19 protein-coding genes are annotated in these 18,115 nt (G+C 67.5%); 3 read left to right on the top strand and 16 right to left on the bottom strand.

Features of this window, described 5'->3' with window-relative positions:
* Positions 1-32: 32 nt before the first annotated feature.
* The 3 genes from AC1Q64_RS12680 to AC1Q64_RS12690 form a co-directional block, all read right to left on the bottom strand.
* The gene (locus AC1Q64_RS12680; RefSeq protein ID WP_492251564.1) at positions 33-1,436 is read right to left on the bottom strand and encodes an alpha/beta hydrolase; all 1,404 of its coding nucleotides are present in this window, start codon (positions 1,434-1,436) and stop codon (positions 33-35) included.
* Positions 1,437-1,570: 134 nt separating this feature from the next.
* Positions 1,571-2,083 (bottom strand): DUF1993 domain-containing protein, encoded by a 513-nt coding sequence (locus AC1Q64_RS12685; protein WP_291433497.1) that lies wholly within the window; start codon positions 2,081-2,083, stop codon positions 1,571-1,573.
* Between the two features lie 144 nt (positions 2,084-2,227).
* Positions 2,228-3,505, bottom strand: a complete 1,278-nt coding sequence (locus tag AC1Q64_RS12690) for an MFS transporter (RefSeq protein ID WP_492251565.1) — start codon at positions 3,503-3,505, stop codon at positions 2,228-2,230.
* Between the two features lie 65 nt (positions 3,506-3,570).
* Here AC1Q64_RS12690 and AC1Q64_RS12695 point away from each other — a divergent pair, with 65 nt between their 5' ends.
* From AC1Q64_RS12695 to AC1Q64_RS12705, 3 genes are all read left to right on the top strand, one after another.
* Positions 3,571-4,512, top strand: coding sequence for an AraC family transcriptional regulator (locus AC1Q64_RS12695; RefSeq protein WP_492251566.1), 942 nt, complete (start codon positions 3,571-3,573; stop codon positions 4,510-4,512).
* Between the two features lie 38 nt (positions 4,513-4,550).
* Complete coding sequence (locus tag AC1Q64_RS12700; RefSeq protein WP_492251567.1) at positions 4,551-6,125, top strand: PilN domain-containing protein; 1,575 nt, start codon at positions 4,551-4,553, stop codon at positions 6,123-6,125.
* 158 nt (positions 6,126-6,283) lie between these two features.
* Positions 6,284-6,919 (top strand): flavin reductase family protein, encoded by a 636-nt coding sequence (locus tag AC1Q64_RS12705; RefSeq protein ID WP_492251568.1) that lies wholly within the window; start codon positions 6,284-6,286, stop codon positions 6,917-6,919.
* Here the strand turns inward: AC1Q64_RS12705 and AC1Q64_RS12710 are convergent.
* The 13 genes from AC1Q64_RS12710 to AC1Q64_RS12770 form a co-directional block, all read right to left on the bottom strand.
* The gene (locus tag AC1Q64_RS12710) at positions 6,897-7,937 is read right to left on the bottom strand and encodes an alpha/beta hydrolase (protein WP_492251569.1); all 1,041 of its coding nucleotides are present in this window, start codon (positions 7,935-7,937) and stop codon (positions 6,897-6,899) included. The two genes, AC1Q64_RS12705 and AC1Q64_RS12710, sit on opposite strands and share 23 nt — an antisense overlap.
* A gap of 106 nt (positions 7,938-8,043) precedes the next feature.
* Positions 8,044-9,006 carry a hypothetical protein gene (locus tag AC1Q64_RS12715; protein ID WP_291433509.1) on the bottom strand — a complete coding sequence of 321 codons (963 nt, stop codon included), beginning with the start codon at positions 9,004-9,006 and terminating at the stop codon, positions 8,044-8,046.
* A 20-nt stretch (positions 9,007-9,026) separates the two neighbouring features.
* The gene (gene lpoB / locus AC1Q64_RS12720; RefSeq protein ID WP_056742439.1) at positions 9,027-9,644 is read right to left on the bottom strand and encodes a penicillin-binding protein activator LpoB; all 618 of its coding nucleotides are present in this window, start codon (positions 9,642-9,644) and stop codon (positions 9,027-9,029) included.
* Between the two features lie 42 nt (positions 9,645-9,686).
* A complete protein-coding gene (locus AC1Q64_RS12725) occupies positions 9,687-10,094 on the bottom strand; it encodes a YcfL family putative periplasmic lipoprotein (RefSeq protein ID WP_056056988.1) in 408 nt (135 codons plus the stop codon).
* Between the two features lie 35 nt (positions 10,095-10,129).
* Complete coding sequence (locus AC1Q64_RS12730; protein ID WP_492251570.1) at positions 10,130-11,668, bottom strand: COG3014 family protein; 1,539 nt, start codon at positions 11,666-11,668, stop codon at positions 10,130-10,132.
* Between the two features lie 332 nt (positions 11,669-12,000).
* Entirely contained in the window at positions 12,001-12,744 is a 744-nt protein-coding gene (locus tag AC1Q64_RS12735) for a class I SAM-dependent methyltransferase (RefSeq protein WP_492251571.1), read from the bottom strand.
* Positions 12,745-12,754: 10 nt separating this feature from the next.
* A complete protein-coding gene (locus AC1Q64_RS12740) occupies positions 12,755-14,113 on the bottom strand; it encodes a hypothetical protein (protein ID WP_492251572.1) in 1,359 nt (452 codons plus the stop codon).
* Between the two features lie 237 nt (positions 14,114-14,350).
* The gene (locus AC1Q64_RS12745) at positions 14,351-15,334 is read right to left on the bottom strand and encodes a ParB/RepB/Spo0J family partition protein (protein WP_492251573.1); all 984 of its coding nucleotides are present in this window, start codon (positions 15,332-15,334) and stop codon (positions 14,351-14,353) included.
* 42 nt (positions 15,335-15,376) lie between these two features.
* A complete protein-coding gene (locus AC1Q64_RS12750) occupies positions 15,377-15,673 on the bottom strand; it encodes a cupin domain-containing protein (protein WP_056056978.1) in 297 nt (98 codons plus the stop codon).
* 25 nt (positions 15,674-15,698) lie between these two features.
* Entirely contained in the window at positions 15,699-15,905 is a 207-nt protein-coding gene (locus tag AC1Q64_RS12755; protein WP_291433520.1) for a hypothetical protein, read from the bottom strand.
* Positions 15,906-15,970: 65 nt separating this feature from the next.
* Positions 15,971-16,513 carry an RBBP9/YdeN family alpha/beta hydrolase gene (locus tag AC1Q64_RS12760; protein WP_291433522.1) on the bottom strand — a complete coding sequence of 181 codons (543 nt, stop codon included), beginning with the start codon at positions 16,511-16,513 and terminating at the stop codon, positions 15,971-15,973.
* Between the two features lie 34 nt (positions 16,514-16,547).
* A complete protein-coding gene (locus AC1Q64_RS12765; protein WP_291433523.1) occupies positions 16,548-17,360 on the bottom strand; it encodes a ParA family protein in 813 nt (270 codons plus the stop codon).
* 36 nt (positions 17,361-17,396) lie between these two features.
* Positions 17,397-18,011, bottom strand: coding sequence for a LysE family transporter (locus tag AC1Q64_RS12770; protein ID WP_492251574.1), 615 nt, complete (start codon positions 18,009-18,011; stop codon positions 17,397-17,399).
* Between the last annotated feature and the right edge of the window lie 104 nt (positions 18,012-18,115).

Below are 18,115 nucleotides of genomic sequence, written 5' to 3' on the forward strand. Positions count from 1 at the left end.
ATGGCGCGGCGGGAACCGCAATAGAAAACAACCTACGGCCGCTGGCGGTCGGCCACGCGGGTGTTCAACGACGCCGGCACATAGCCGGGCAAGAAGGCGCAGCCCTTGCCGAACGTGGCCTCCATGCCTGCGCACTGCTGCGCAATGCCTTCGGGCGTTGGCTTGTCACCCTGGCCCACCCAGCGCAGCAGCGCGGTCATGAGCGTGGGATAGGTCGGGTCGCTCAGGTAGCTGTGGGTGTTGTGCTGGGTGAAGGTCTGCACCAGGCGCGCCGCGCTGCCGCCTTGCACCATGGTGGCCCGGAAGGCCGCGTCCAGCTCGACAAAGGCCGTGGGGTCGTCCACGCCTTTCACGGTGAGCACGGGCACGGGGATGCGGCCGGTCAGGTCGGTGTCCTGCGCAAAGCGGGCAACGGCGGCAGGGTCTGCACGGTAGCGCAGCACGGCGGCGTTCAGCGCGGCATCGTCGGGCGAACCTCGGTATTGCACACCCCGGTTGCCAAACGGACTGGCGCCGCCCGTGCGGTGCTGCACCACGTCGCGGAAATGGAAGGTGGCCCAGTTCATGTGGCCCTGGATGGAGCTGGCGGGGATGCGGACCACATCCACGATGGTTTTGACTTTGCGCTGCTGCTCGGGCGTGCGCTCGGCCACCGGCTTGTTCAGCGCCAGGCATTCGTTCACGCGTGCGGCCAGGTCGGCCTGCGTCATCGCCGCATCAGCAGGCAGGCCGATGTTCAGCGGATACTGCACCTCGGTGGGCCGGGGGTGGTTGTTGCACAGGTACTGGTAGACCACGCGCAAGTCGGTGCGAAAGTCGTAAGAGCGCGTTCCGCCCGCCAGCACGCCGCTGGTGAGCAGCACGGCGTCGTAGGGGCGCTTTCCGTCCGCCGTGGTCTGGAACATCTCGGCCCCCTTGGCCGCCACGCTGGCGCCCCAGGACTGGCCGTGCAGGATGGTGCGCTGCGGCTGGGCCACGTGGCGTACAAAAATCTGCCGCAGGCGCTCGGTGTCCTCGGCCGCTGCACGCACCTCCACACCGCCCTGGCGGAAGGTGCTGCCCGCCCAGGCATACCCCGCGCGGACCATGATGGCCCAGCGCTCCAGGTCCTCCACCGACCGTTCCATCTTGGGCGCGCCCAATGCCGGCCCCCCGTGGGCGTGCAGCACCAGGTGGCCGTTCCACTGCTGCGGCAGGGCCATCAGGTAATACGCGCCGGCCAAATCCTGGCCCGACAGGCAGCGGGCAATGGGTGCCAGGTCCTTGGGACATGGGGTGGCTGTGGGCGCAGCCTCTGCCGCCGCACTGGCCTGCGCAGAGGCCTGCACAGAGGCCACAGGCTGCGTGGGCACCGGGGCACAAGCCGCTACCAGGCAGGCCACCCCGGCCAGCACCAGGCACGGCAGGGTGCGTTGTGTTGCACAAAGGGTCTTCATGGGTCAGGTCTCCGTTGGAATTTTCTGGTGCCCCCGGCACTGTTCGCCGACACTATAAATTTAATAGCTATTCAGGCATGTTTCACTAGCGCTACCAGCCCTTTGGGCCACTATTTGCGGGGCAGGGCACCCGGTCAGTACTTGCCCATGTAGTCGCGCTTGCCCAGCTCCACGCCGTTGTGGCGCGCGATGGCGTAGGTCGCGTTCACATGGAAGAAAAACTGGGGCAGGCCGTAGTGCAGCAGGTAGTGCTCGCCCACAAACTGCTTTTCGCGCGGCGTGCCGGGCTGGATGGTGATCTGGCGCGTGGCAGCCTCGGCAAACGCGGCCTGCGGCAGGCCTTCGATGAACGCCAGCACGGTGGTGATGCGCTCGTTCAGGTCAGCAAAACCGGGGCGCTCGGCGTCGGGCAGCGAAGGCACCTCCACACCGGCCAGGCGCGCGGCCACGCCCTTGGCAAAGTCGCAGGCGATCAGCACCTGGCGGGCCATGGGGAACATGTCGGGAAACAGGCGGGCCTGCAGCAGGGCGTCCGGCTCGATCTTGCGGGCCGTGGCATGGGCCTCTGTCTTGGCCAGAATGTCCTGGAGCGAGCCCAGCATCTGGCGAAAAACGGGGACGCTGGCGTTGTACATGGGGTTCGTCATGGGCGATGTCCTGGAATTGCGTTGAAAACAAAGGGCGCCGTTGCGAACCCTGCCAACCAGGGTCCCGGCGCCACCGACCGCGATTGCAACACAGGCCCGCGCGGAGTGCTGGGCGCCGTGTGGATCCCCTGCCCCGTGGGCCCTTCAGGCCGCTGCAGGCACAGGCCGCGCAGCCCGCGCCGCCACGCCCACCCCCACGAGTGCCGCCGACACCACGCTCAGGCCCAGGGTCACGGCCGAGCCGTAGAAGATGCCCGCCGTCATGCCGTGGTCCAGCATGGCGCCGAACACAGGCGCCGCCAGGCAAAAGCCCAGGTCCAGCCCCGAGTACACCGTGCCATACACGCGGCCCGTGGCACCAGGGGGCGCGGCGCGCTTGATCAGCATGTCGCGCGAGGGGCCAGCCAGGCCAGTGCCCAGCCCCGCCACCGAAGCCGCCACCAGCGCCGCCATGCCCGGCAGCAGCCCCGATGCGACCACCACCAGCAGAGCGGCCGAGCCCAGCAGGCACACGGAGATGATCTTCTCCAGCCGCTGCACACGCCCCACCAGGAAGCCGCCCACCAGCATGCCGGCCGCACCGCACAGCATGTATCCCGTGACCACCATGGCCGTCACTCTCAGCGGCAGGCCGTACATGGACTGCAGCGCCGGGCTGGCAAAACTCTGGATGGCGCTCAGCGCGCAGGTGCTCCAGAAGAAAAACGAGAAACACAGCCACACCGACGGCAGCTTGAGGAAGGCCATGGGGTGCTCGGGCTTGGCGGCCGCTGCACCGCCCTTGGCCTGGTGCGCCCAGCTACCTTTGCGGTCATCGATGGCATCACGGTTCCAGACCATGATGGCCAGCACCGTGAGGGCCAGCAAACCGCCGCACAGGCAGGCCGTTCGCCACGAGCCCGTGGCCGTGGCAATGCCCGCCATGAACACGGGCGCGGTGGCCCAGCCCAGGTTGCCGCTGATGCCGTGCACCGAAAACCCATGCCCCAGGCGCTGCGGCGATACGCGCTTGTTGAGAATGGTGAAGTCCACCGGGTGGAACGGCGCATTGCCCAGCCCGGCCAGCGCTGCCGCCAGCAGCAGGCCTGTGTAGCCCTGCGCCGTGCCCGCCGCCAGGCCTGCGGCGGCAAAACTGGACAACGCAAAAAACATCACCGGCCGCGCGCCCACGCGGTCCACCAGAAAGCCCGACAGCGCCTGGCCCACGCCCGAAATCACAAAAAACACCGACACCAGCAGGCCCAACTCGGAATAGCTGAAGCCAAACTCGCCGATCAGCCACGGAAACAGCGGCGGCAGCAGCATGTGAAAAAAGTGCGAGCTGCCGTGGGCCAAACCGATGAGGCCGATGGTGCGGGCGTCCTGCCGCAGCGGGACAGGGTTGGCAGTGGGGGCGGTAGCGCCAGAGGTGGAAGCAGTCATGGGCTTGATCTTAGGCAGCATGACCTCGGCAGGTTTACGATAGGCAGACAACTTCTATCGCAAACATGCCAAACCCGCCCACCGAACCCGCAGCGCCCGCCGAACCGGGGGTGGAACACTTTGCGGCCCAGCTCGTTCCCCGTGCGCCCGCCGGCAAGCCGCGCGGCATGTCATACGTGGACTCACTCACGCCCGAGCTGTTTGTGCCCACCGCCGCCCGCCCGGTGCGCGCCAAGCTGCGCTGGCTGGCCGCCGACACGCAGGTGATGCCCCACAGCCACCCCTGGGCGCAGGTGGCGATATCGACCACGGGCGTGATCCGGCTCACGGTGAACCACGGCACCTACATCGTGCCGCCCTCGCGCGCGCTGTGGATTCCGCCCGGCGTGGAACATGCCGTGACCATGGTGGAAGACGCCGACCTGCGCACGCTGTACTTTCACCAGCCCCGCGGCCGCTGCGGGCCCGGCGTGCCGCGCGACCACGAAGACGCCTGGCGCCAGTGCCGCGTGCTGGAGGTGTCCGACCTGCTGCGCGCCCTGGTGCGCGAGATGCCCACCACGCCCGATGGCGGCGCCGCGATCAGCCCCGCCGACCTGCGGCGCGAGCAGCATTTGAGCGCCCTGGTGCGCGACGAACTGGCCCGCGCCGCCGCCGTGAAGCTGGGCGTGGACCTGCCGCAGGACAAGCGCCTGCGGCACCTGTGCGAAGCCGTGCTGGCCGACCCCACGCGCCACGACACCCTGGCCGACTGGGCCCAGGACACCGGCGCCAGCCCCCGCACCGTGGCGCGCCTGTTCCGCTCCGAACTGGGCAGCACCTTCACGCAGTGGCGGCAGCAGGTGATCCTGGCCAAGGCCGTATCGCTGGCCGCCGGGCGCATGCCGATGGGGCAGATCGCCGCCGAGCTGGGCTACAGCCCCAGTGCCTTCAGCGCCATGGTGCGCAAGTCGGTGGGGCAGCCGCCGGGGCGTTTTCTGGGGCAGCAGCAGCCGGTACCGGCGTGATGGAGGTGAGCGCGGGGTGTCAGTACCATGCGGACTCCATGACCCTCTTTCGCGCTCCGCGCATTCTTCCTTCCCTGATGTGGGCAGCGCTGGCGTGCGCCACCATGGTGGTGGCCCACGCCGCGCCGCTGGACGTCACACCCGACACGCTGATCGAGCGCGCCAACCTGTTGCGTGACGCCCGCGAGCGCCCCTGGAACCCGGGCACAGGTCGGCTGGGGAATCTGCGGCATGTGCACATCATCGCTAACGACTGCACGGTGCGCGTGGTGTCGGGCGCGGAGAACCGGCTGTTCCTTGGGCGGGGGACGTTCCAGGTGGCCGACACCACCTACGGCGCGGACCGCCAGGGCGGCAACCGGCCCAGGCTGTACGACGTGACGATCAGCGCTGCACAAGGCGCTTCAACCATCCCGCGCGTGGGCGCTGACAACGCTGCTGTGTGCTTCACGCTGCAGCTGGCCACAGCCCACGAACTGCTGCTGCGCGGCGACCACCTGAAGGTGCTGTTCGACCAGGTGGACCTGCCGGCGTTGCGAATCAGCCTGAACCCCAGCCACGGCATGAAGCTGTGGTTCCATGGGGTGCGCCTGGGCCTGCTGAGCGTGAGCTCGAACGCATCGGTCGTGGCGGGCGGCACGGGCCAGGTTCAGTGGCTGCAACTAGCCAGCGCGCAAAGCAGCACAGCGCTGCTGTTCCAAGACATGGATGCGCGCCACGCGCGCGTGTCAACCACTACCACCCGGGCACGGTTCTCCATTCGCATTGGCGCAGACACAGATGCCGGCTACTACCAGCCGGCAAGCGCGCCGGGCCAGATCGCATTGGAGTACCCGATCTGGATCGATGGCCCCGTCAGCGCGCTGAAAGTGCCTGCGGGCCGCGTGAACCCCATGCCCCTGACCAGCGCCCTGCGCGATGAAACCCGCGCCCTGCAACTGGACGTGATGGGCCCAGCGGGCCCCCGGCCGGCGCTGCCAGCGCCGGACCCTGGCTCTCCACCGCCCCCGGGCGCGCAGGCTGCAAGCGGTGAGCCCGTCTCACCGCGCCAGCGGGTCAGCGATGTGCTGCAACCGCTGCTGCCCAGCGGCGTGACCCTGGGCAAGATCGACCTGTGGAAGGACGGCGCTGCGCTGGAAGGCCGCGCCCCCGATGACGCGACCGTGCGCCAGTGGGTGCAGGCGCTGCAGCGCTCGGGCGAAGTCCGCAACCCGCAGGTGGCCTGGGTCCGCCGCGAGGCCGATCAGGTGGCCTACCGCGTGCTCGTCACCTTTCTGTGCGCGGCGCCGGGGGACCGCAGCGTATGCCTTGCAGCGCCGGGCAGCGCCTACACAGCACAGCAGGTGGAAGACGCACTGCGCCCGGTGCTGGGCAACGACGTGACGCTGACGCGGCTGGCCCTGCATGACGGCAAGCTGGTCGAGCTGGAGGGGCGTGGCAGCGAGGCAGAGGCCCGCGCGGCGCTGGAGCGCGTGCGCCAGCAAGTGCCGTGGCTGGAAGCGTCGAGCTCCGGCATCGGCCAGGGCACGTTCTCTGCCCGGCTGCGCATGGTCTGTGCCGCGCCGCCACGCGCAACCCCCGGCATCTGCGCCGCCCCTGACCAGCGCCGCTGAGCTACGGATTAAAGCTCCAGTGCTCCAATCTCCCCTGAGCGTTAGAACAATATGCCTGAGCAGCTATCAAATAGTGAGCATGCAGATATCCTGATGACTGCAGCGCGCCGCGTCTGCCGCTAAGGTAAGGGCTTGTTCGCCCTACGATGCCGAGCCCCATGACCACTCCACAGCCCCCACGCACCTTCCACAGCTACGAACCCCGCCTGGGCCATGGCCTGCCGCACGACCCGTTCAACGCCATCGTCGGGCCACGCCCCATCGGCTGGATCTCGACCCAGAGCGCCACAGGCGCGACCAACCTGGCGCCCTACAGCTTTTTCAACGCCTTCAACTACGTGCCACCCATCGTGGGATTTGCCAGCATTGGCTACAAGGACACGGTACGCAACGTAGAGGCCACGGGCGAATTCGTGTGGAACCTGGCCACGCGCGACCTGGCCGAAGTGATGAACCAGAGCTGCGCCGCCGTACCGCCCGATGTGAGCGAGTTCGCCCTGACGGGCCTCACCCCCCTGCCCTCCACCCGCGTAAGCCCGCCGCGCGTGGCCGAAAGCCCGGTCACCTTTGAATGCCGCAGCACGCAGATCCTGCAGCTGCACGGCGTGGACGGTGCCCAGGTGGACACCTGGCTGGTGCTGGGCGAAGTGGTGGCCGTGCACATCGACCAGGCGTTGCTGAAGGACGGCGTGTACGACACCGCGAACGCGGGGCACATCCTGCGGGGCGGTGGCCCGGCGGACTATTTCACAGTGGGGCCAGAGCAATTGTTCAAGATGTACCGGCCGCGCTAGGAGCCTGCTGCTGCTCTCGCAGCAGTTGCAGCGGCGCACACAGTCCGGCGGCTGGTTGACGAGCCCATTGTTCGGTCCAGGCCCACACTTGCTGCACGCCGTCCACCCGTGCGGCGGCACGCTGCAGACCGTGATCAGCACCCTCGATGCGTTGTGCACAGTAGGGCGCGGTGCGCAAGGCCGCCAATTCCGCAAAACGCGTGTAGGCAACGGCGGGCACCAGCGCATCGTCGGCGCCCCACACCTGCAACAGGGGCCAGGGGCCTCGCAGCAGTGGCAAGGTCAACGGCCAGTTCCACAAGTCGCGCCAGTAGCCGAGGCTGCGCCCCTGCACCACCACGGTGTCGGGTGGCGCGCCCGCCACGATCCGCGACAGCGCGGTCCAGTCGGCCTCCGCGCCCAGGCGGTGTGCCTGCAGCGCGCCGGACTCTTGCGGGTCCAGGCCGCTGGCGCCGATGAGCACCAGGCCCGCCAGGTGCGGCACTTCAGCGGCGAGCTCCGGCAACAGCTCTGCCCCCTCCGAGATGCCCACGAGCAGCTGCGGCACCACGGGTTGCCCCTGGCGCAAGGCCGCGTCGGCGCGCAAGGCCACACGCGCGTGTGCCAGCCAGGTGGAATGCCTGTCCCGCCACACAAAAAGGTGCGGGCAATCGGCGGGGGCTGTACGCGCCTGAGGGTCCACCCCAGGCTTGTGCAGCACCAGCACCTGGGCGTGCAGCAGGCCCGCAAAGTAGCGGTCCGCGATCGGCCCCATGCCTGCGCAGCCCGAGCCGGGGACAACGATCACGCGGTAGCGCAGCGGCGCCGCACGTTCCTCGCGCCGCAGGGCCTGGAGCACGGAGTCGCCGACTCCGGGCAGGCTCCGCAGCGCAAACCCTGCGCCCTCCACAGGCGCTGGCTCGTTCGCGCCCAGTGGTGACGCTGATGCAGCATCGGTCGCGCCATTCGCAACCGGGCGCGCAACCACACAACCGCCCAGCACCAAGGCCACAGCGGCGGACGCAAAAAAGGCCAGCACAGAGCTGGCCTTGGGACACCACACGGCAGCAGCTGGAGCTGTCGCCGGGGAGCGGTGCGTTGTCTGCAATGGCCTACCTCGCACGGTGGGTGGCATGCACTGCGGCTTACTTGAGGATCAGCACCTGCTCAGGCTGCTGGGGTTGCGGCACGGGCATGGACTGGCCGCCCTGCTGGTACACCACGGGCGGGCGCACGCCGCGCGCCAGGTTGGCGTCGGTGTAGCCCAGTTGAATGGCGAGCTGCTGGTACACGTCCTGCGCCAGCGACAGCGAGGTTTCACGCATCACCTTGGCCCGGTTGGGAGGCGCGATGTCGCCACGGATCGACAGGATCTTGGTGTCGTTGCCCTCGCCCTGGGCGGAGAACGCAGCCTTGATCTCGTACGTCTTGGTGTTGATGAGCGAGAAGTCGGCCAGCAGCTGCAGGCCGTACTGGCGCGTGGCGCTGGTGGTGCCCTGCAGGGGCGAGAGCGCATCGGTGAACTCGATGCTGGAGACCACGCCGAACAGCACATAGTCGGCGCCGTTGAACTCGCCCTTCTTGATGCGGGTGATCACGTCGTTGACCTGGGGCTGTGCCTGGGGCGTGGCCATCTTGCCGCCCTGCACCTGGTTGAGCACCTGCTCGGCCTTGCTGGGCTGGGGCTTGCCAGCGTCAAAGCCCTTGCCCTGCACGAGGCGGAAGTACGTGCCCTGCAGGATGGCGCCCTTGATGTCGTTGGTGTAGCCGCCCAGCTCGCGCTGCTCGATGTAGCTGTAGCGCCCGGCCACGTAGGTGCCGCTGGCCTGCTCGGACGCCTGCATGGACTGCTGGCCCGAGTACGAGCCCCCGCCGCCGTACATGCCGTGGCTGTGGCTACCGCCCTGGCTGCCTTGGGCGCTCATCTGGCTGCTGCGCTGGTAGGTGCCGGCCATGAAGTATTCGGACACGCGCTGGGCATAGGCCAGGTCGGTCACGGCGATCTTGGGCGCGGCGCCGGGCTGCTGCGCCTGCGCGCCCGTGCCCCAGGCCAGCGTGGTGGCCGCGATCACGGCCAGGGCCGTGTGGAGGGTGATTCTGCGTTGCATGGTGTGCTCCTTGGGGCAGATCAGCGCTTGCTGGTCTTTCTGATTTCCTTTTCGTCCTGCCATTCGATCGTGCCTTCCTGCACATCAAACAGCTTCAGCGTGAACTTGTAGTACACGTCCTTGGTGCTGTTGTTCTGCTTGACGATGCTGGTCAGCTCACCTTCCATGCTGTACTTGGCGGCGGTCATCTGACCGACCTTGGCGGTGGTGCCCTGCTTGTACAGGCCGCTCTGGTTCTGGCGCTGCAGCTCGTCCACACCGGCCTGCATCTCGTTGATGGAGCGCACAAAACGCACCTTGCCGGACTTGACCAACGCGGTCTGGATGGAGTTCATCACGTTGGTGGTGTCGATGTACTCGCTGGTCTTGTTCTTCACGGTGGAGATCGTCACCGTGGGGCGGCCCTGGAAGATGCCGGTTTCGAGCAAACCGCCGGTCATCTTCTCGGCAATCATCTGCAGGTCGGTGGAACCGAACTCGTTGGTCACCAGCTCGACGGCCTTGGCGTCGCCGTAGTTGACCTGGCGGTCAAAACGCACGGTGGGGGACGACAGGTTCTGGCAGGCCGACAGGGCCAGGGTGCTGGCCGCAAAGGCCAGGATCAGCGCGCTGCGCTGGATGCGGTTCTTGGTGTTCATGTTGGTTTACTCCTCACTCAAACAGGGATTGGCGCGGCGCGATCAGCGCGGCTCCACATTCATTTCCAGGCGCAGGTCCACGGCAGCGCTGGTGGGCGCCACGCTCTTGACGGTCTGCTGGCCCAGGCCCAGCACGCTCATCTGCTTCCAGGACTCGCCATCGCCCACCTGGTTGCCCACGTTGTCCAGCCACTTGAAGCGGTAGAACACAGTGCGGTCGGTGCGGCCCATGTTGGCCATGTCGGCCTGCACCACCAGGATGTCGTTCTTGCGCACGATGCGCATCTCGCGCACGGCGATGCTGTTGGCCTCGCCGCGCAGCGCCACCTTGGCCGCCACGGCCAGCGGCGTGGCGGGGTCATGCAACTGGGCGCTGGCGTTGCCAGCCAGGGTCATCAGGGCCGCGCACAGCACTGCAGGGATCGCGGCGGGGACAAAACGGGTTCTCATGCCAGAGGCTCCTTGAATGGGGTCAGAAACAGGGGTCAGTTCTTGGCAGCCGCTGCAGGCTGGGCGGCCGTGGGCTTGACGGTGGACGAGGGCACGGTGCGGGCGCGGTTGTTGTTGGTGGTGCGCACCGGGGCTGCGGGGGCCGCTGCTGCGGCAGGAGCCGGCTGGGGTGCGGCCGCTACCGTGGGCAGCTGGCCCAGCATGGCCACGTCGCCGATCAGCACGCTGTTGTCGTACATGCGCAGGGGCACCAGAGCGTACTGGCCGTCGATCTTGATCGGCTGAGGCAACTGGCGGCCATTGATGGTGACGGTGTGCTCGCCAGGGGGCAGGTAGCCACGGGCCACATACACGCGGCCGGGCAGCATGCGCCACAGGCGGTCGTCGGCCTGCTCGGTGGCCACCGAGGCTGCGGCACCGATGATGCCGCCGATCAGACCGCCACGCTTTTGCAGCTCGTTCTGCAGCACGCCCTTGGCCACGGCGCGGGTGAAACCACGCAGCACCATGCCCGGCATTTCGTCCTTGAGGGCACGGCGGGCCATCACGTTCACGTCGACCACTTTTTCGAGCTTGAGGTCGGTGCCAGCGGCCGAGACCACCGTCAGGGGCGCGTCCTTGGAGGGTTCGATCACGGGGTACGAAATGCTGGCGGTGACCAGGCCACGGCCGGTGGGCACAGGGATGGTGAAGGCCTTGGGCTTGCGTGCAGGCGCGTCACCGGCTTCGACGATGAAGAGCACGTCGGTCATGCGCTGGCGGCGCTTCCAGGTGAAGCCGGTGCGGTTGTCCAGGCCGCGCAGGCCTTCTTCGAGCACGGGGGTGTCGGGCTTGAGCTCGATGGCCTTGCGGTAGCCGGGCGCTGCCAGGCCGGGCTCGTTGAGCATTTCGTACAGGAAGCCTGCCAGATAGTGGCTCAGGGCGTTGGAGTAGCCGTTCTTGAGCGCCAGCACCTCGGGGTCGTTGAGGGTCTCGACAGGGTAGCCATTCAGCTCCTTGCCACCCGATGTGGCGCCCTTGGACTTGGCTTCTTCTTCGGCGGCCAGGGTTTCCTTGGCGCGGAACTCGGCAATGATGGCTTCGCGCTCGTGCGTGCGCTTGATGTCCACGCGGGCGTTTTCAAAATCGCCCACGGCCATGCGGTTGAGCGCCAGGCGCGTGGTCACCCACACTTTTTCGTAGTCCTGGCCTTCGTAGACCTTCAGGCGTTCGCTGATCAGCGCAGCGCCCACGGTGCCCATCAGCTTGGAGGGGTTGGTCTTGGCGGTTTCTTCCCATTCCTTGACCTTGTTGTCGGCCAGCAGGAAGGCGTTGGTGCTGTCGGGGTAACGGCGGTCCATGCGCAGCAGCTCGCCGCGTTCCATGTTGTAGAGCAGCGCCGTTTTTTCTTCTTCGGTCTTGGCCGTGCTCTCCAGGCTGGCCAGCGCGGCGGGGATGCCGCCACCGCGCCCGGCGGTCTGCATGTCGGTGGCCACCTTGTCGTGGCTTTGCATCGTGGCACAGCCGGTAAGGGCAGCACTCAGCGCCAGTGCCCACAGCAGGCGCGGGCGGAAACGGGATGGGTGGGCGGTCATGGATGCTCCTTGCAGATCGGTCAGTTGCTCACCAGAAACACCCCGCGCTTACCACGCGCAGCCGTACAACACCCCGCCAGAGGGAGGGTGCTGTGAATACGGCATGCGTGGTGGAAGTCCGGTCAAGGCGGGTGCTGGCAGCCCGTGCGCCCCCTCCCGGCGCGGATACTTGCTGTGTGCGGCCCCCTCTGGCTGTGAGTTTCTTGGTTGTTATGTATGGGGTTGTAGCCAGCCGCGCAATGTAGCAAAAGCTTGTATCTTTTCTGTAACCGTGTGGGGCCCGCGACACAGACGGACACAAACACTGGCGCATGGAGTGCATGGCATGCATGTCATCCCTCCTGCTGCTGGCGCGGCATGCGGTACAGCCACACCACCCGCCCGCCGGGCGCACGCAGCTGGGCGCTGGGCAGCCAGCCAGGCACCGCAAACTCCAGGCTCACCAGCCATGCACCGGGGGCCAGCTCGGCCTGGGCCTTGGCGGCTGCGCGGGCCATGCTCTCGGGCCGCTGGAACAGGTACACCATCTGGTAAGCGCTCCAGTCGGCCTTCCACATGTCGGCACGCCGCACTTGGGCCCAGGGGCAGCGCAAGGCACACAGCAGGCGCAGCGGCCAGCTCCACTCCAGCCCGTCGAGCTGGGCTGCGGGGTAGGCATGGCGCAGGGCCTTGAGCCCATCGCCCAAGCCACAGCCCGCATCGAGCACGCGCGCACCCAAAGGCAGCGGTGCCTGCACGGCCAGAGACTGCAGCGCATGGCGCGGGGTGGGAAACAGGGGCGCATCGCGCCACGCATTGAGCGGGTAGACCAGCAACAACAACGACAGCGGCACCAGCCACGCCCAGGTGGGCAGGCTGGCCGCCCCCAGCAGCGCCAGCGACAACGGGAACCCGGCGGCAATCAGCCCGCGCCGCCACCAGCTGTCGCCCAGCACGCTGGCGGCTGTGCCGAGCAGGCAAGCGACCAGCAAGGCGGCCACTGGAGAAACCGCACGCTGCAGCGCCACAAAGATCAGCCACGCGCACGCCCACGCCGCCAGCGCGGGCAGGGGCCAGGGCATGCGAAGAGCCAGCATGGTTCAGTTCTCAGCGGCCAAAAATACCGCGCAGCAGATTGACGGGGTTGACCACGTTGCCAGCATCCGTGCCACCGTCATCACCAGCAGGCGGCTGGCCTGCGGGTGCACCGCCCATGCCGCTGGAGTAAGCGCCTGTACCACCCGACGGTGCGCCGGGTGCCGCGCCCATGCCACCACGGCGTCCCTGCATCTCTTCGCCCAGCATGGCCATGGTATGCGACTTCACACGCACGCGCACCGCCCATTCAGGCTCCCACGCGGCCTTGGGGTCGGTCGGGCGGGGTGGGTACACGATGTGGCTCTCGCCACCGTAGGCCATCATGCGCAACATGGGCGTGGCATCGCGCCCGCCGCCTGCAAAGATGCCTTGGGGGATCGCGCATTGCGTGGTCTCGGGCTGCAGCAGCACGCGCTCCTTGAGCCAGCGGTCAATGGTGGCAGGGGAGAGGTAGTCGAACAGGCCCATGCCCGTGTCTGGCGTCTCGGCGCTGGACCACATGATGAGGTCGTCCCCGCTTTGCGACATGGCGTGCAGGTAATAGGCGCGCGCATTGCGCACGGGCTGCCAGCTGGTTCCCATGCTGTCCTGCGGCTTGCCTGTGGTGCGCAGGTCGATGGCGGGCATCAGGTCCTGCGCCGCGCCCAACGTGAATTTCATGGAGGCAGGCACGCCGTCGCCACGCACCTGGTGCTCGCCCACCACCGAGCTGTCCCGCGACAGGCTCACCTGGTTGCGTTCGTTGGGGTACAGCGCATAGGCCGGGCCCACGCGCGGCCCCCGGTCGGGCACGGCACGGCCCGCGAAGGCCTGGGCGTAGTCGGAGGGCTTGGCACGCGCCAGGTCGATGACACGGGGCTGGCCCGCGCGCACCGTGGCGCCACAGCCCCAGTACAGCAGGATGCGGCCCTTGGGCTGCTGTTGCTGGTACTCACGCGGCACCTCGCCCGGCTCGGTCTGGGTGGGCTGGGCGCGCGGGGGAATCAGCGGCAGGGACTCGCCCATGCGCATGCCGGGCGGGATGGACTGGCTGGCTTCGACGCCGGGGCGCAGCGTGTTGTGCAAGGCGATATCGATGACACGCGGCGGCATGATGGACATGGCGCGGGCGTTGCCATACGACGTGTTGCTGCCGCCCCCCATGCCCGGCGCAGCGCCGCCGCCCATGCCCCCCATGAGGCCGCCCAGCATGCCGCCGCCACCGGGCAGGCTGTCCATCTCGGGCATGCCGGCCATGGTGCCGGTGGACAGGTCCATCCACAGCTGCACCTTGGGGGCCTTGGTGTTTTGGGCCTGGGCGCCCAGGCTGGCAATGCACAGGCCGGCGGCCAGGCAGGCGGGGGTCAGATAGCGCAAAGGGGTCGTCATGAGGTCTGCTCCAGGAGATACGTGGATCACCCGGCAAACCATCATGGGCCGCAAAGCAGCGTCGTCGCCGCCCTGTGAAGAGGCCTTGCGGTCAACCCGGGTGTGTTGAACGCAGCGCAGTGTAGGCCCCGCAAGGACGCATTTTGCCCCTGCAAGTTACTTGTGGAAACCGTTTGTGTGCGCTATTTCACGCCATCTTGCGCGGCAACAACGCCGCGCCCCGGAGCGATGAGAGGGTCAGCCGCGCAGGCGGTCGATCAGGCCGTTCAAAGCCTCCAGCGACCCGAACTGGATCGCCAGCTCGCCCATGTCCTCCACCCGGCCGTTGCGCTTGACGCGTTTCTTGACGCGCACTTCGACCTCGGCCATGAGCAGGTCCGACAGTTCTTCTTCCACACGCTTGAGGTCGCGCGACTTTTCCTTCTGGGGCTTTTGCGGCACCAGGCTGAACTCGGCGCCGATCTTTTTGACCAGGGCCTCGGCCTCGCGCACCGACAGCTTCTTGGCCGCGATCTGGTTACCCGCCGTGATCTGCGCGGCGCGGTCCAGCGACAGCAGTGCACGCGCATGGCCCATGTCGATGTCGCCCGCCATCAGCATGGTCTGCACAGGCTCGGCCAGATTCAACAGGCGCAGCAGGTTGCTGGCGGCGCTGCGCGAGCGGCCCACGGCCTGGGCAGCCAGCTCGTGCGTCAGGCCAAACTCCTTGACCAGGCGCTGCAGGCCCTGGGCTTCTTCCAGCGGGTTGAGGTCTTCGCGCTGGATGTTTTCGATGAGCGCCATGGCGGCGGCCGACTCGTCCGGTACATCGCGCACCAGCACCGGCACCTCGGCCAGGCCCGCCAGGCGGGAGGCCCGAAAACGCCGCTCGCCCGCAATGATTTCGTACAACGCACCCTCTTTGCTGAGGGCGCCCATCGCAGGGGAGGGCCCCTGCGATGCTCGTTCCTGCCGGCGCAGCCGAGCTTGTTCGTCGCTCAGGCGACGAACAAGAATCGGCTGCATGACGCCCTGGACCTTGATGGACTCGGCCAGCTCGTACAGCGCGCCCTCGTCCATGCGCGTGCGCGGCTGGTACACACCCGGCACCAGCTCGGAGAGCGGCAGGCTGCTGGGCAGGCCCGCTTCGGCGGCCTGGGCCTGCTCCACTTTGTCTTCGACCTTGGGGCCCAGCAGGGCTTCCAGGCCTCGGCCGAGGCCCTTGGGTTTTTTGGTGACCATGAAATGCGTCTCGCGAAAGGAAAAAGGGAAAGGGGGGAAGAATCAGCGGTCGATGATGACCAGCGTGCCGTGGCTGCCGGGCGCCACGGCGTGGGGCACGCCAGCGGGCACGATGAACACCTCGCCCGCGTTCACCTCGGTGACCTGCCCTTGCAGGGCGAGGCGCATGCAGCCGTCCAGCACCAACAGCGCTTCGTCAAAGTCGTGCGATTCGTCGGGATAGGCCGCGTCGTCCATGCGCAGCACCTTGACGTTGGCGCCCGCAGCCTGGCCCACCACCGTGGAGTTCCAGGCGCGGGGCAGTTGGTCGGCAATGGCGGGCAGGCTGATCTTGGTCATGGGTCGGCAACAAGGGTTCAAAACATCAACGCGCAGAGCGGCTCGCCACGCGGCGTCGCTTGCGACTGCGCCACAGGCGCAGCCACACACCGAACCCGAGGGCCAGCAGCACCAGGGCCAGCATGAACTGCCCCAGCGCGCCCACCACCACCGCCCCGCTGGGCAGCAGCCAGGCCAACACCACTTGCAGCGCATCGAGCGGCCAGTAGAGCGCCACAGGACGCTGCGCCATCGTGGGTGATTGGCTCTGTGCAGCACCCGCCGTATCCGGGCGCTTGCGCCAAAAGGCCCATCGGTTCATACCGGGGTGGCGAGCTGCATCAGCCAGCCGCGCCCCTCGTCCCAGTCGCCCAGCCCGGATTCGGCATTGATGTGCCCGCGCTCGCCATAGTCCACAAACCGCGCACTCCAGGCCTGGGCCAGCCCTTCGGCGCGCTCGAAGCTGCAGTACGGGTCGTTGCGGCTGCCCACCAGCACGGCCGGAAACGGCAGCGGCTGGCGCGCAATGGGCGCCCAGCCGTGGATCTGCGCAGCCAGGTCGGGCCGCTCCACATCGCCCGGCGCCACCAGCAGCGCGCCGCGCACCTTGGCAGCGTGGCGGGTGTGCGCCGCCCACCAGGCGGTGAGGATGCAACCGAGGCTGTGCGCCGCCAGCAGCACGGGGCCCTCGGCATCGGCCACAGTTTCTTCCAGGCGGGCCGACCAGTCGCCGCGCAGCGGACGCATCCAGTCGTGCTGCTCCACACGCTGGTAGCCGTGCGCAGCCTCCCAGCGGCTTTGCCAGTGGTCGGGGCCAGAGTTCTGCCAGCCGGGCAGCAGAAGGATGTTGGATGCCTTCATTACTATTAATTTGGTAGCTACCAGCGCATATTCCTCATGCGCCTGCGGCCATTTTTGTCATGGAAGAGGCTGCTGCAGGCATGGTGTGCACCCGCTCGACCATCTCCTGCGCAAACTCCACAAAGGCCTGGCTGCCCTTGGCGGCCGGGTCAAACACCACACCGGGCAGCCCGTAGCTGGGCGCCTCAGCCAGGCGCACGTTGCGCGGGATCACGCTGTTGAACACCTTGTCGCCAAAGTGGCCCTTGAGCTGGTCGCTGACCTGCTGTTGCAGCGTGATGCGCGGGTCGAACATCACGCGCAGCAGGCCGATGATCTGCAGGTCGGTATTGAGGTTGGCGTGCACCTGCTTGATGGTGTTGACCAGGTCGGTCAGGCCTTCCAGCGCAAAGTATTCGCACTGCATGGGCACGATCACGCCGTGTGCGCTGCACAGGCCGTTGAGGGTGAGCATGGAGAGTGACGGCGGGCAGTCAATGAGCACAAAGTCGTAGTCGGAATCGGCCTCGGCCAGGGCGGCCTTCAGGCGCTTTTCGCGGTGCTCCAGCGCCACCAGCTCCACCTCGGCACCCGCCAGTTCGCGGTTGGCGCCCAGCACCCAGTAGCCACATTTTTCCGACAGCACGGCCGCCTCTTTGACCGAGGCGGATTCGAGCAGCACGTCGTACACCGTGAGGTCGAGGCTGCGCTTGTCCACGCCCGAGCCCATGGTGGCGTTGCCCTGCGGGTCCAGGTCCACCATCAGCACACGCTGGCCGATCTTGGCCAGCCCGGCGGCGAGGTTGACGGTGGTGGTGGTCTTGCCAACGCCACCCTTCTGGTTGGCAACGCAAAAGATTTTGGCCATGTGGGTGTTGCAGTCCGTGTTGTTGTCGTTGTTGTTTTATTTGGAGATGGCCAGCTTGATGCCAAAGCCGATCAGAAAGACGCCCGCCACTTTCTCCAGCACGCGGCCGATGCGCGGGTTGGCGCGCATGCGCTCGGCCAGGTGGTGCGTGAGCAGCACGGCGACCAGCCCGTAGACAAACGTCAGCACCGCGACCGTGGCCGCCATCACACCAAAAGTCAGCAGCCCCTGATGCCGGGCCGGGTCCACAAACAGCGGAAAAAACGCCATGTAGAACACGATGGCCTTGGGGTTGAGCAAGGTGATGAGCCCGGCCTGCTTGAAATAGTGGCGCGGCTGGATGTTGAGGATGGGTAGTGCGCCGGGTTTGGCCGTGACCATCTTGAAACCCAGCCACGCCAGGTAGGCGGCCCCCAGCCACTGCACCGCGTGGAAGGCCGTGGGGTAGGTGGCGAGCAACGCAGCCACACCAGCCACTGCCGCCCACATCAGCACCTGGTCGCCCGCAATCACGCCCATGGTGGCCGCTAGGCCGCCGCGAATACCGCCCTTGCTGGTGGAGGTGATGAGCGCCAGATTGCCAGGGCCCGGAATAAGCAGGAACAACACGATGGCGGCGACAAAGGCGCCGTAGTCTGCGATGCCGAACATGGTTTCTCCTGGTGCGCGGGGAGGGTGCGACCGAAAGATGCACCCGGGTGAGGAGCCGAGTTTACGCGAGCCCCCTGCCCCACCCGCCGAAAAGTCAGCGCCCC

The sequence above is a fragment of the Acidovorax sp. GW835-FHT14G06 genome (genome assembly GCF_058793595.1).